At 68.1% G+C, this 13,710-nt stretch carries 12 protein-coding genes; 2 read left to right on the top strand and 10 right to left on the bottom strand.

Annotated elements, in window-relative coordinates:
• Window positions 1-255: 255 nt before the first annotated feature.
• The gene (locus tag ACWTSU_RS07945; protein ID WP_455139490.1) at window positions 256-2,130 is read left to right on the top strand and encodes a magnesium transporter; all 1,875 of its coding nucleotides are present in this window, start codon (window positions 256-258) and stop codon (window positions 2,128-2,130) included.
• A 95-nt stretch (window positions 2,131-2,225) separates the two neighbouring features.
• Window positions 2,226-3,416, top strand: coding sequence for an Nramp family divalent metal transporter (locus ACWTSU_RS07940; RefSeq protein WP_455139494.1), 1,191 nt, complete (start codon window positions 2,226-2,228; stop codon window positions 3,414-3,416).
• A 180-nt stretch (window positions 3,417-3,596) separates the two neighbouring features.
• Here the strand turns inward: ACWTSU_RS07940 and amrS are convergent, their stop codons facing one another.
• From amrS to ACWTSU_RS07890, 10 genes are all read right to left on the bottom strand, one after another.
• Complete coding sequence (gene amrS / locus ACWTSU_RS07935; RefSeq protein ID WP_455139488.1) at window positions 3,597-4,469, bottom strand: AmmeMemoRadiSam system radical SAM enzyme; 873 nt, start codon at window positions 4,467-4,469, stop codon at window positions 3,597-3,599.
• Complete coding sequence (amrA, locus tag ACWTSU_RS07930; RefSeq protein ID WP_455139486.1) at window positions 4,466-5,872, bottom strand: AmmeMemoRadiSam system protein A; 1,407 nt, start codon at window positions 5,870-5,872, stop codon at window positions 4,466-4,468. Before amrA ends, amrS begins: the two co-directional genes overlap by 4 nt.
• Window positions 5,873-5,955: 83 nt before the next feature.
• Window positions 5,956-7,020, bottom strand: a complete 1,065-nt coding sequence (locus tag ACWTSU_RS07925) for an NAD(P)H-dependent glycerol-3-phosphate dehydrogenase (protein WP_455139484.1) — start codon at window positions 7,018-7,020, stop codon at window positions 5,956-5,958.
• A gap of 209 nt (window positions 7,021-7,229) precedes the next feature.
• On the bottom strand, window positions 7,230-8,516 hold the full coding sequence (locus ACWTSU_RS07920; RefSeq protein WP_455139482.1) for a PTS ascorbate transporter subunit IIC: 1,287 nt from the start codon (window positions 8,514-8,516) through the stop codon (window positions 7,230-7,232).
• A 15-nt stretch (window positions 8,517-8,531) separates the two neighbouring features.
• Complete coding sequence (locus tag ACWTSU_RS07915; RefSeq protein WP_455139480.1) at window positions 8,532-8,828, bottom strand: PTS sugar transporter subunit IIB; 297 nt, start codon at window positions 8,826-8,828, stop codon at window positions 8,532-8,534.
• Between the two features lie 15 nt (window positions 8,829-8,843).
• Window positions 8,844-9,593, bottom strand: coding sequence for a sugar isomerase domain-containing protein (locus ACWTSU_RS07910; RefSeq protein WP_455139478.1), 750 nt, complete (start codon window positions 9,591-9,593; stop codon window positions 8,844-8,846).
• Window positions 9,593-10,324, bottom strand: coding sequence for an N-acetylmannosamine-6-phosphate 2-epimerase (locus ACWTSU_RS07905; protein ID WP_455139476.1), 732 nt, complete (start codon window positions 10,322-10,324; stop codon window positions 9,593-9,595). Before ACWTSU_RS07905 ends, ACWTSU_RS07910 begins: the two co-directional genes overlap by 1 nt.
• Window positions 10,311-10,778: a PTS sugar transporter subunit IIA gene (locus ACWTSU_RS07900; RefSeq protein ID WP_455139474.1), complete on the bottom strand. Its 468-nt coding sequence runs from the start codon at window positions 10,776-10,778 to the stop codon at window positions 10,311-10,313. Before ACWTSU_RS07900 ends, ACWTSU_RS07905 begins: the two co-directional genes overlap by 14 nt.
• A 3-nt stretch (window positions 10,779-10,781) precedes the next feature.
• On the bottom strand, window positions 10,782-12,608 hold the full coding sequence (locus ACWTSU_RS07895; RefSeq protein WP_455139472.1) for a BglG family transcription antiterminator: 1,827 nt from the start codon (window positions 12,606-12,608) through the stop codon (window positions 10,782-10,784).
• 8 nt (window positions 12,609-12,616) lie between these two features.
• Window positions 12,617-13,351 (bottom strand): sugar isomerase domain-containing protein, encoded by a 735-nt coding sequence (locus ACWTSU_RS07890; RefSeq protein ID WP_455139470.1) that lies wholly within the window; start codon window positions 13,349-13,351, stop codon window positions 12,617-12,619.
• Between the last annotated feature and the right edge of the window lie 359 nt (window positions 13,352-13,710).

The raw sequence follows: 13,710 nt of genomic DNA, 5'->3' as shown, positions 1-13,710 counted from the left end.
ATCACCTGCCTCACGCCGCGGTCTCCCCCCATGAGAGGGCAGCCCCCGGATGGAGCGCGCAGGGCTCCCGTCAGGACTTCGAGCCGTCGCCTCCCGCTCGCGGGAGGTGCGCTACAATGGCAGGCGGCCGCTCGCGGGCGGCCGCATCACTGGGCCAGGAGAAGGGACCGCATGAAACCTCGACCGTATAGTCGATGACCTGCGGCGCGCTCGCTTTCGAGTCGCGTCGCCCCGACGTGACAAGAAGGAGCGCAGATGATCTACCTCTCCCAGCTTCTGGGAAACCCCGTGCTCGACTCCGAGGGCGAGAAGATCGGCACGGTCTCTGACCTCGGCATCGCCACCGGCGAGGTCTTCCCCCGCATCACGAGCCTGGCCTTCATGGGCCCCGGCCGCACCCCGTTCATGATCAGCTGGCGCAAGTTCGTGGACACCTACGACGAGCGCGAGGTGCGTCTCAAGGTCGTGGCCACGGACCTGCGCTTCTCGTACCTCCAGCCCGACGAGGTCCTGCTCGCCCGCGACATCCTCAACAAGCAGATCGTGGACACGCACGGCATGCGCGTGGTCCGCGTGAACGACCTCAAGCTCTCGGACACCAGCTCCACGCAGCTGCGCCTGCTGGGCGCCGAGGTGGGCGTCCGCGGCCTGCTCCGCAGCCTGCACCCGGCGCTCGAGCGCCTGGCGCTGCGGCTGGCGCGCGCCTTCGGCCACCCGATGCCCGAGAAGATCATCGCGTGGAGCTACATGGACCTGGTGGAGCGCGACCTCTCCAACGTCAAGCTCTCCGTGAGCCACAAGACGCTCGACGACATGCACCCCGCCGACATCGCCGACATCATCGAGCGGCTGGACCCGCGGCTGCGCGGCCAGGTCTTCGCCCAGCTCGACGACGAGCAGCGCGCCGGCGCGATGGCCGAGTTCGACGACGACGCCATGGCCGTGGAGCTCATGGGCGGCATGAACGAGACCGACGCCTCGCGCATGCTGTCCGAGATGGACCCCGACGATGCCGCCGAGCTGGTCAGCGAGCTGGACTACGACAAGGCCGAGAAGCTCCTGCGCCTGATGGGCGTCAAGGAGCAGCGCGCCGTGCGCCAGCTGCTGGGCTACCGCGAGGGCACCGCGGGCCGCATCATGACCTCCGAGGTGGCGGCGCTGCCCGAGAGCTCCACCGTGGGCGACGCCGTGGCGCTGCTGCGCGGCCTGGACGAGGACTTCGAGAGCGTGCGCTACGTCTACCTCACCGACGACGAGGGCCGCCTCGCCGGCACGGTGTCGCTGATGAGCCTGCTGGTCTCTGACCCCCAGGCGCCCCTCGCCGACCTGGCCACCGAGGACCTCGTCACCGCGAGCCCCGAGGATGACCAGGAGGACGTGGCCGAGGACATCGCGAAGTACAACCTGCTCGCCATGCCCGTGGTGGCCGATGACGGCAAGCTGCTGGGCATCGTGACCGTGGACGACGCGCTCGACGTCCTGGAGGAGGAGCACGCCGAGGACCTGCGCGTGGCCGGTGGCTCGGCGGACGGCGAGGACTCCGGGCACGCGAGCACGCTGATCTGGCTGGTGCGCCGCAACGTCTGGGTGCTGCTGTGGGCGGCGGGCACGATGGCGCTGACGCTGCTGAGCGGCGGCTCGGCGTCACTGCCGCTGGCGCTGGCCGCCTCGCTCCCGCTGGCCGTCGCGCTCGTGCTGGCGGACGACTCCATCAGCTACGTGACCAACTTCTTCCTCGAGAACGACCCGGACGACGAGGACTCCCCCTCCATGCTGGGCTTCGCGTTCAAGGGGCTCGGCATCGGGGTGGTGCTGGGGGCCCTGGCGGCCTTTGTCGTGGTGGTGCTCGCGCGGGTCGTGCTCACGGCCGCCCAGGGCGCGGGCGGGGCGGGCGCCTCCGCGCTGGGGGACGCGCTGGTCGCCGGTGGCGTGGCGGCGGCCGCGTGCGCGCTGCTCTCGTTTGCGCTCACGCCGCTCTACCTGCTGGTGCTGCGCCGCCGCGACGCGGCCAACAAGGAGACCTCCGGCTTCACGCTCACCGTGGTGGCCATGCTCGTGGCCCTGGCGGTCTACGTGGCGGTGACCCTGGCGCTCGCGGGGCCGGCCGGGCTGGTCGGGGCGGGATGGTAGCCGTGCCGCGCCTCAGCAGGGAGGAGCGCGCGCGGGAGCGGGCGGAGCGCCGGGCGGGACGCACCGGGCTGCAGCCCAGGCTCATCCTGGCGGCCATGGGGCCCGGGCTTCTCGCCGCCCTGGCGGGGGCCGACGCCGGCGGCGTGGCCACCTACTCCAACGCGGGCGCGGCGTTCGGCTTCGCGCAGCTCTGGACCGTGCCCGTCATGTGCTTCCTGCTCATCGTGGCGCAGGAGACCGCCGCGCGCATGGGCTGCGTCACCGGCAAGGGCCTGGCGTCGCTCATCCGCGAGCAGTTTGGCGTGCGGCTCTCGGCGCTGGCCATGCTGGCACTGCTGGCCTCCAACACCACGGTCACGCTGTCCGAGTTCGCCGGCATCGCGAGCGGCCTGGCGCTCTTCGGCGTGCCCACGTACGTGTCCGTGCCCGTGGCGGCCGTGGTCATCTGGCTGCTCACGATGAGCGGCTCGTACCGACGCATCGAGAAGATCCTTCTGGCCGTGGCCTGCGTCTTCGTGGTCTACGTGGTGGCCGGCGTGATGGTGGGGCCCGACTGGGGCGACGCCCTCTCCGCGACGCTGGTGCCGCGGCTGTCCGGCGACCCGCGGTACCTCTCGCTGCTGGTGGCCAACGTGGGCACCACGATCGCGCCGTGGATGCTCTTCCTGGCGCAGAACAACGTGGTCGAGAAGAACGCGCGCGCCGAGGACCTCCCCTACCAGCGCATCGACACCGTGACGGGCGCCGTGGTGGCGAGCGTCATCAGCTGGTTCATCATCCTCACGACGGGCGCCGTGCTCTACCCCGCGGGGATCACCGTGGACAGCGCGCAGGCGGCGGCCAGCGCGCTGGCACCGCTGGTGGGCGACTACGCCGAGGCGCTCTTCGGCGCGGGGCTCGTGGGGGCGTCGTTCCTGGCGGCCTGCGTGCTGCCGAGCGTGACGTCGAGCGCCATCTGCGAGGCCTTCGGCTGGGAGCGCGGCGCGGACCGCAGCTGGGCGGAGGCGCCGGTCTACCGCAGCATCATCACGGCCGTGGTCCTCGTCTCGGCGGCCGTGGTAGTGCTGCCGAACGTTGACCTCTTCGGCATCATGATGCTCGCGCAGGTCATCAACGGCGTGCTGCTGCCGGTCCTGCTCGTCTTCATGGTCCTCATCGCGGGCGACCGCCACGTGATGGGCCGCAACGCCAACGGGCGCGTGTGGAACGCGCTCACGTGGGCGACGATCGTGGCCGTGACCGTGCTGACCGTGGTGATGTTCGTGATGCAGGCGGCGGGGCTGTAGCGGGACGGGACCGCGTGCATGAAGCCTCTCGGGCCAGGAGCTTCTCGCCCCGCAGGTGTCCGCCGCAAACATTAGCATACACTTTAGAGCTAACCTGAAAATTTTATCCGTATTTTGCCATTTTCACAGGTTGAAATGTATGCTATTTGGGTGGCAGGCCACAGATGAGCAAACCGCCCCCTAGCAGTTGCCCACGCGGACGTGCACCAGATGGCGGCGCGCGACGTCGGCCAGCCGGCGCACCACGGACACGGGCGTGGGAGCCGCGTCGGCCATGCGCCAGCGGCCGAAGAAGCGCGTCACGTGATAGGTGATCCTCTCGGCCCCGCGGCCGCCGCCCAGACTCGCGAGCCACGCGGCCATGGCCTCGACCTCCTCCTCGGAGTCGTTCATGCCCGGCACCACGAGCGTCGTGACCTCGAGGTGGCAGCCCGGCTCGGCAAACAGGCGCTCGATCGCGGCGCGCACGGCGTCGAGGGCCCCGGGCGGTGCCCCACACGCGTCGTAGAGCGCCGGCGAGAAGCCCTTGAGGTCGATGTTCGCCGCGTCGACGAGCGACGCGAGCTGTTCGATGACGCCCTGTTCGGCGCAGCCGTTTGAAACGAGCACCGTCGCCAGGCCGCGCTCGCGGGCGAGAAGCGCCGTGTCGCGCACGTACTCCCAGGTCACGAGCGGCTCGTTGTAGGTGTGGGCGATGCCGACGACGCGCGGGTCGCGCGCGGCCGCCTCCGCCGTCAGCCCCACGAGGCGCTCCGGCGAGAGCTCGCGCCATCCCACGTTCCTCTCGCCGGCCTGCGAGATCCGGTGGTTCTGGCAGAACGGGCAGGCGAGGTTGCAGCCATAGGAGCCCGCCGAGACCACGTAGCCGCCGGGCCGCCAGCGGGTGAGCGGCTTCTTCTCCACGGGGTCGAGCGCGAGCGAGGTCACGCGGCCGTAGGCCTCGGGCACGACCGCGCCGCCCACGTTGCGCCGCGCCCGGCACGCCCCGAGCGCGCCGGACGCCAGGCGACAGTTCCGCGGGCAGACGGCGCAAGTGGCGGTCGAGCCGCTCACAGGTGCCGCACCACCTCGAAGCGCTCGATACGCACGCCCGACTCGGTGAGCGAGACGCCGCCCTTGCGCGCGGCGATCCGCAGCTGCTCGTCGACCGTGTCGACGCCGTCGAGGTCGGGCAGCAGCAGGCCGCGCCGGCCGTCGGGCGCGCTCACGATGACGCCGTAGCGCGCCGGGTCCAGCTGCGCGCGGTCGGCCACGGGCTCGGGCTCGCCGAGAACGTCCACGTCGTAGACCAGTTCGGGGAGCTCGTCAGCCGTGACGGGCGGGAAGCGCGGGTCGTGGCAGCCCGCCGAGACCGCGTTGGCCGCGATCTCCTCGGCGAGGCTCGGGCGCGTGGGCGCGATGGTGCCGATGCAGCCGCGAAGGCGGCCGTCCTTCTTGAGCGAGACGAACGCGCCGGCTCGGCGGCCCGTGAGCTCGGGCGGCAGGTCGTCGGGCAGGCGCAGGCGCTCCCCGGTGCGCACGCGAGCCTCGAGCGAGGCGCGCGCCAGGCGGACGAACGCGTCCTCCGCCGAGCGCGTGGCCGCGAGCCGCTCCTCGTGCCAGGCCTGGTACGCCGGCTCGAGCGCGCGCGACGGGTCGGAGCCCGCCGGCCCCGCGGGTGTGAAGGCCGCGACGCCGTACCCCACACCGAAGGGACCCTCGTGCGAAAGCAGCTCGGCGCGCACCGGCGTGGCGTCGAGCGCGCCCGCCATGATCTGGAACGACCGCAGGCCGCACTCCGCGGCGCGCTCGGAGAGCCCCGGATCCAGGGTCAGCAGGCTCAGGAAGTCGCCCGCGGCGAACGCCTCGCAGACCTTCTCGTCAAAGACGGGGCCGTCGGGCGCGAATCCGTAGGGGCCGTCGGCGGACAGCTTGTGCGAGAGGTCGCCGGACGCCGCGTAGACCACGCACCGGCCCAGGCGCTCGGCGACGTCGCGGACGGCGCGCCCGAGACGATAGTGCTCGATCGGCGAGAAGCCCGCGAGGCCCATGCGCACCACCTTGAAGCGGTCGGTGCCCAGGCGCGCCTGGATGAAGTGCAGCGGCACGAGCACGCCCCAGTCGAGCGCCGGGTCCTTCTCGCCGCGCGTGCCCGCGGGGATGCCGGCCGCGGCGGCCTCCTCGCAGAGGGCCGCGACGAACTCCTCGTCGTAGGTCACCGACGAGCCGTCGGCGCGGTCGCCGAAGTCGGAGAGGTCGCCGTGCGCACCGCGGCCTGGCGATATGTGCAGGTAATCGAGGTACGAGGCGGTATGTGGGCTGGAAATCACCAGCGTGTCGGGCGCGAGGTCGGCCACGCGGCGCGCGACCTCCTCGTACGCGGCCGTGGTGGCAGCGATGCCCCTCTCGCGGCCGCGACCCACCCCCGGCACAATCACGGGCGGGTGCGGGACGGCGAACGCGGCAACGACGGGCATGGCGGCCTCCTCAGGACATCGAGGACGTTGCCGCTATTGTGCCCGTTTCCGAGCCCGCGCGGCCCGCGGTCAGGGCGAGCGGGCTAGCCCTCGTACGCGGCCGGCCCCTCGACCTTGAGCTCGCGACCCATAAGCAGGCTCGTCGCGTCCTCGGGAGCGACCTCGCCCGAGACGATGCGGCCCACCATCTCGCAGATGGGCATCTCGACGCCGCAGTGGCGGGAGAGCTCGAGGACGGCGGGCAGGGCGTTCAGGCCCTCCACGACGGCGCCCACCTGGCGCCGTGCCTCGTCAACGGGCACGCCGGAACCAATCAGCTTGCCGCAGCGCAGGTTGCGGCTGTGGAGGCTGCCGGCCGTGACCACCAGGTCGCCGGTGCAGGCGAGGCCGAAGAAGGTCTCCTGGTCGCAGCCGAGCGCCGTGCCCAGGCGGCGGATCTCGGCGAGGCCGCGCGTGATGAGCGCGGCGGACGAGTTGTCGCCGAAGCCCAGGCCGCGCGCGATGCCGCACGCGAGGGCGACGACGTTCTTGATGGCGCCGCACAGCTCGACGCCGTGCACGTCGTCGCTGGTGTAGACGCGCAGCACGTCGCTCGAGAAGAGCCGCTGGACGAGAAGGGCGGCCTCGGGGTCGTGGCTCGCCGCGACGATGGCCGTCGGCATGTCGAAGGCGACCTCCTCGGCGTGGCTGGGTCCGGAGAGGGCCGCCACGGAGGGCAGCTCCTCGGCGGGCACGGTCGGGCGGGCCTTGGCGAGCTCGTCGGCGATGACCTGCGTCATCGTGTCCATCGAGCCCTCCTCGAGGCCCTTGGTCGCGCAGACGAGCACGGCGTCGGACCGCACGAGCGGGGCGGCCTGCTCGGCCATGGAGCGCACGAAGCGCGACGAGGTCACGAAGACGACAACGCGCGCGTCGGCGACGGCAGCGGCGAGGTCGCAGGTGAGCGCGATGTCGGCGGGGAGCTCGGGGTCGCCCGGCAGCGGGATCGTGCGCGTGGAGGCCAGGCGCTCGACGGTCTGCTCGGACTCGGACCACACCGTCACGTCGTGCCCCTCGCGCGAGAAGAGCCGCGCGAGGGCGAGGCCCCATGCGCCGCTCCCGATCACGCCGACCTTGACGTGCTGGTTTGTCGCGTCCATCTCGCCCATGTCTCCCCCACTCACGCTCAGAAGCGCCGACGGTCACATATATCAACTACCTGATTATGCCATCAGAAGCGATGCGCCATCATAACCGCGCATTCGGGCGCGGCCGACGGTGCGGGCCGCGACAGGCCCCGGCAAGCTCCTCACGGCCACGAAAAAAGGGCACCGCCGACTCGATGCCGGCGGCGCCCCAAGAGGAACGACGGCCCCCTTTATCCAAAGAGCTTGAAGATCTGCTGGAACGGCCACGTGAAGACCGAGTAGTCGAAGTCGTTGGACCAGCGGGCAAAGTCGGCGATGGTGGTGGGCAGGCAGCCAACGGTGAGCGCCTGGCCAAAGCTCAGCAGCAGGCCGGCCACCACGCCCGCGAGGATCGCGCCGCGCCATCCGCCGGTGGAGTTGCCGAAGACGCCCGCGGGACCTCCGCCGAAGAAGCAGGTGATGACCGGCGGCGTCAGCGAGTAGAACCCGATGGCCCCGAAGATGACCACGCACAGGATGACCGTGGCGAGGCAGCTCAGGAAGCCGATCATGACGGCGGTGGGAGCAAAGTTGAAGACGATCGGGCAGTCGAGGGCGGGCACCGCATTGGGGACGAGCTTCTCGGAGATGCCCTTGAAGGCCTCGGTGATCTCGGCGACCATCATCGAGACGCCGGTCAGCACGATGGTGATGCCCACGCCAAACTGGACGCCCTGCGTGATGGCATAGAGGTAGGCGGCCGTGCCGCCGCTCATGTTCTCCTCGACCCAGGCGGGACCGGCGAGCGAGACGCCCACGACATAGAGCAGCGTCATGACGATGGCGGTCGAGACCGTGATGTCCTTCAGGAACGACAGCTTGTCCGGGATGTGCAGGTCCTCGGAGGTCTCCGTCTCGTGCTTCTTGAAAAGCTTGCCCACCAGGGCGCCCGCGATGGCGCCGAACGAGGTGGTGTGACCGTATGCCAGCTCATCGGTCCCCGTCACCTTGCGCATAAAGGGCTGGACGAGAGCGGGGGAGAGCGTGCAGTACACGCCGAGCATGATGCCACCGACGATGATGAACATGGGAATGCTCGGGTTGGCGATGACCTCAACGGCAAGCGCCAGGTACACGAAAGTGATGTAGTAGGTCTGGTGAACCGTGAGATACACGTACTTGAACGGGGTGAAGCGCGCCAGGATCAGGTTAACCACAAAGCCAACGACCATGATCAGGGCAATCGTGGAGGCCCACTCGGCGGCAAAGGGGTCGGTGCCCATGCCCGGGGCGGTTGCCTCGATATTGAAGATCTTGTCCAGGATGTCGGAGATGGGCATGACGATGCCCGAGAGGATCGAGGTGCCCTGCGACAGGATCAGATACCCGATGCCCGTCTTGAGCGTGCCGGTGACCACGTCCTGGAACGGCTTGCGCTGCAGCACGAGGCCGAGAAGCGCAATGAGGCCGAGCAGGATGAACGGCTGATTGAAGATGTACGTTACGATGAAGTCAACAACGGGTTGGATCGCTTCCACTGTTCTCACCCCTTCTTAGATGAGCCCGGCCTCGGTCAGGTATCCCTCGACCTTCTCGCGAAGTTCCTGCTTGTCCATCAGGTTCTTGATGGTGATCACGTGCGGGCAGAACTTGCGCGCGTCGTCGGCGAAGCTGTCGAAGGTCACCACCAGATCGCATCGCGTGCCCTTGGCCCTCGACAGGCTCGTGTTCTCGACCTTGACGGAGAACGGCAGGTCAAAGGACTTGAAGGCGTCGGAGATGTTCATCCTGAGCAGGGTGGACGTCCCCACGCCGGCACCGCACACCGTCAGCACCTTGAGCTCGTGCATCCTTCCTCCCTCCTCTCACAGGTTCCTCATGCGACGACGGTACTTCTCGACGAGCGCCTGGTTGTGCTCCCGGACGTCAGAGCGCTCGTACTCGAGATGGCCGTTGTAGTAGACGTCGGGCGTGACCCCGCGCTCAAGCAGCAGCTCGCAAGTCTGGGCAAGGAGGCCGGCGAGCATGTAGACCACCGGAATCGTGGAGGTGGCGCCGACCTTGACCTCGAGCCCCTCGAGCTCGATGGCCGCATCTCCGATGAGCGAGCAGTTGTCGATCACGAGGTCCGCGATGTCCTTGAGCTTCTTTCCGCTCGAGTGCTGCGTGGTCAGGGTGTCCGCGTACTCAACGTTGGTAAACGCGATCACGGGCACTCCGGCCGCACGCGCGGCCAGCGCCACGTCGACCGTCGCGGCATTGTTCCCCGAGTTGGAGAAGCAGACCATCACGTCAGGCGGCCGCACCTCGTTGTAAGAGACGATGACCTGGCCGATGCCCTCGACTTTCTCGAGAAGGGCGGTCTTGGTGATCTCGTTGATGCCCGCCACGGCGGACTCGAAGATGGCGTGGACGTTGGCGAGCGTGGCCGAGCGCCAGAAGCAGTCCTCGGTCACGAGGCTCGAGTGCCCGGATCCAAAGAGGTGGATGAGCCCGCCCGCCTCGGTCGCATCCGCGAGCATCTCCGCGGCCCGCATGATGTTGTCTCCCTGGGTGTCATAGGCCTTTTGGACGACCTCGTTCATCGTCTGGAAGTATCGTTGCCACGCACGCATCAGCCCTCACTCCCCTCGCTCGCGTCCAGCAGGATCGTCTTGACGATCTTTCTCGGCTCGGTGATCGACGTGCCTATGACCACGCAATCCGCCCCCGCATCGAGGGCGCGCCGCATCTTGTGCCCATCGGTGATGCGACCCTCTGCCACCACGTGCTCCACACCGGCGGCGCGCAGCTCCTCGATGATCTCGTAGTCTGGGTCCGGGCTTGGGAGCGTGCCGAAGGCAATCGGGTTCTTTGAGTAGGGCGTGTAGCCCGAGAGCGTGGTGCCCACGAAGTCGGCTCCGGCCTCCCAGGCAACGACGCCCTCGTCGACCGTGGAGACGTCCGCCACGACGGGCAGATCGGGGTACTTCTCCTTGATCGAGGCGAGAAACTCGGGCAGCGTCAGGTCGTCGTAGCGCGGACGACGCGTGCCGTCGATCGCGATGGCGTCGGCGCCGGCGGCGAGAAGGGCGTCCACCTCGGCCATCGTTGGGGTGATGCGAAAGTCTCCCGACCCCGGCTCGCGATAGATCTTCTTGATGCCGATGACGGGAACATCCGGTCCCACGGCCTCCTTCACCGCGGACACGTTCTCGAGGTTCGTCCGCACCGCGGAGGCGCCGCCCGCCATCACGCTCCTCGCCACGCAAGCCATGGTCACGGGGTTCGCCATCAGCGCATTGATGTCGTCCCCGGCATAGCACGAGACGATGAGGCCTCCCCTCACCGCATCAAGCAACCTCATGGTCAACCAGCTCCTCCCTCAACTCGTTTGGCAGGTCCTCTAAACGCCTCGCCGAAGCGAGCCGATCGATGGCCCCCTCTTCTCCCAGGAACAGGGCAACTCGCTGGAACAGGCCGAGATGCTCCTCGTCGGTAGTTGCCGCAATGGCGAACACCACGTAGACGGGGTCGTTGTCGGGGTTTCCGAAGACGACGCCCTCTGGGAAGGTCGCGATGGCGATGCCGTTGCGAAGGACGTTGCCCCGGGGACGGGCGTGCGCGAGCGCCACCCCTGGGGTTATCACGATGTAGGGCCCCAGCTCCCGAACCGTTCCAACCATGTCCCGGACGTAGGACGAGTCACAGACCCCCGCGCGCACGAGCCGGTCGCCCGCGAGGGTCACCGCCTCCTCCCACGTGCCGGCGGTCTGCCCCAGGACAACGCCCCCGGCACAAACGCAGTCGCCAATGGACATCTCTCATGCACCTCCCAGAATCGCCTTGACCTCAGAAACGTCCCGAGCGGTGCCCAGCGTCTGAACATCCACTCGGTCAAAGAGCTCGAGCAGGTCCCGCAGCGCCCTGATGTGAGACCAGTTGTCCGTCGCGGCCAGGCACACGACTATGCGCACGGGGTCGTACCCCTCGCGACCAAACGCGACGCCATCCCCGAACGCCGCCAGCGTCATGGCGAGGCGGTTCACGTTCTGGCCTGCCCGGCCATGGACGAGGGCAACGCCGGGCATGAATACAAACGACATGCCGCCGCGCTTCATGTCCGAGATGGCGGTCTCCACGAACGCATCCTCGACGTCGCCCGCGGCGACCAGGGGCCGCGCGGCCTGCCGCACCGCGTCCTCCCAGCCATCGGCCCGCATCCCGCACAGGATCTTCTCGGAGGGGAGCAGGTCGGAGAGAGTCGGCTGGAGGCACTCGGCATGAACCGACAAGCCGTGCGAGACAAAGGCTCGTTCGATGTCACCGAGCAGCCCCTCGGGGTCGAGGATGGTGCAGTTGCGCTGAATGATGCCCATGACCTTCTCAAGCAGCTCGTCGTCCGAGCGGCTGTCAGAAGAGCGGCGGGCCATGCGCTCCATGGACGCGCAGAAGTAGAGGGCCAGGTATGCCACGTCGCCCTCGGAGACCTCGCCGAGCAGGCTGTCCGCGCCCGTCTCGCGGGCCACGATGTCCTCCAACGCCTCGAAGCACTCGGGGTGCTCCGCGCGCGCCTCGCCGACGTCGGGGGAGAGCGTGACGATGCCGTGGCGAAGGCGGAAGACCATGGGGCCAAGATGATTCTGAAGCGACGCAATGAGCTCCTGGTCGGCCGAGAAGTCCTCGTCCAGGCGCTCCCCCATCGCACGAACGATGCGATCGAGCAGCATCTGGACACCGATCCAGTCCTCTCGGAGGTAGGGCTCGGGGGTGACGAAGCGAGCGCCGAGAAGGGCGGTGGCGAGGTAATCCACCTCGCCGGCAGGGAGGCTCGCTACGCCCGCGCGGCCCATCTCGTCGGCAATCTGCACCGCATAGACGTACTCACGGGACGAAATCACCGAGGCAAGGTCAGGGATCTCCTCGCTCCTCACGCATCGGGAGGCAAAGCGGAGCCTCATCACGGCCAGCGTATAGACGATCATCCGCAGAGAGTCAAAGGCGAGCCAGTGCCCAAAGTCCCCTGACTCAAGACTCATCACGATAGAGAGCAGACCCCGCGCGGAGTCAACGATGCCCAGCTCGCGCAACCATCGGGCAACGGCGCTCCACATGAGCTCCGCCTCCGCATGCACGCACGAGAAGTCGAGGTTTCGCTCGATGACCTGAACGGCAAGCCGGCGAATGGCAAACTCGCTGCCGGCAAGCCGACGCCCCTTGCTCGATAGGGACTCGAGCTCGACGCCGGATGCGGAGAGCTCGCGCTTGAGCGGCGCCATGTCGCGGTCAACCAGGCTGCGGCTCACGCCCAGCAGGTCGGCGATCCACTGGCTGGTTAGATGAGCGTCGCCCGCAGCGAGAAGGAGCAGGAACTCGACGTCGCGCCTCTCGGCAGGAGTAAGTGCCCACTCCATGAGGCCGAGCGACTCGATGGACTGCGCGATCAGGCAGGCCTGCTGCCGCCCGCAGCGGACCGTCGCCTTGTCACGCTTGGGGGGCTCCAGCCCGCGGCCGCGGCAGAACGAGTCGAGTCCGTCCAGCTCATAGCGCACCAGCCGCACGCTGATGTCGAGGTCTCGGGCAAGAAGCTCGAGGGTCGACTCGCCTTTGGCGAGAAGGATGCTCGCGATATGTGCGATACGACTGTTCACGGCGCTTCCTAGAGGCTTCGGACTCGGAGGGAGTAGCGACGGACCAATTCGGCGTTGTGCTCATCCGAGCCCTCGCAGTTTCCGCTGAGGAACACCTCCGGCTCGGCCCCGGAGACGCGCAGGCGCTCGCATGCCTCGAGCGCGATGAGGTTGGCGATGAGCAGCGTGGCGATGCTCGAGGTCGGGCCCGCCTTTGTCCCGTCGGAGCGCACCGGCACGCTCGCGTCTCCCACGGCCACGTGATTGTCCACGCAAACGTCGCAGACATCGGGCAGGTGCAGACCGTCCGGATGGCGGCTGGGCTTCTCCCGATAGGCAAAAGAGGAGATGCCGACCGTTGCCGCCCCCATCTCTTTTGCCGTCTGGGCCATCTCGATGGTCAACGGATTGATGCCACTTGTGGACGCCACGAGCAGACAGTCGTCGGCCCCCATGGGATAGCGCCTCGCAACGAGCTCCGCGTATCCGCTGCGACGCTCGAGCTGGCTGCTCTTTGCGGCCCCCTCGTGGAGCATGGTCGCGGTGTCAAACATGGGGCAGACCGGGGCGAGTCCGCCCGCTCGGTAGAAGAGCTCCTCCTCGAGCATGTGCGAGTGCCCGCAGCCAAAGACGTAGAGCATGCCGCCCCGGGAGAGGGAGGTGGCAACCAGGTCGCCAGCACGCTTGATGGAGGCACGCTCTTCGGCGACGATGCCAGAGATCACGCTTTCAACTGCACAATAGTACTGATCGACGAAGCCCATATTCTCCTCCCGACAGCGGTTATAACATCATATAGTTAATTTTAAGAGCCCTGTTGAACGTCGTGCTCCTACGTCCTTGCCCCACCACTTCCCTAGATCGAAGTGCCCTGCGAGCAATAACACTCTGGTAGAGAGCCTTTCATATCTCCACGATTCCAGTGTGCCGGGGTCCCCACATGATTGCAACACGATGTTCTTCCGAAAATGCGCAACAAAACGTGCAACAAGCAGACCAAGGGTCCGCCGACCGAGAAGCCCTTCAGAAAATTTATAGTCTCATACCAGAGAGGCGCGCCGCCCAACTATGGGCGACGCGCCTCGAAAGCGTCCGGTGAGAGCTGTCTGTTTTTAGGGCGTCG

The organism is Thermophilibacter sp. (genome assembly GCF_966187215.1).
This window is presented reverse-complemented; position numbering and strand designations above follow the sequence as displayed.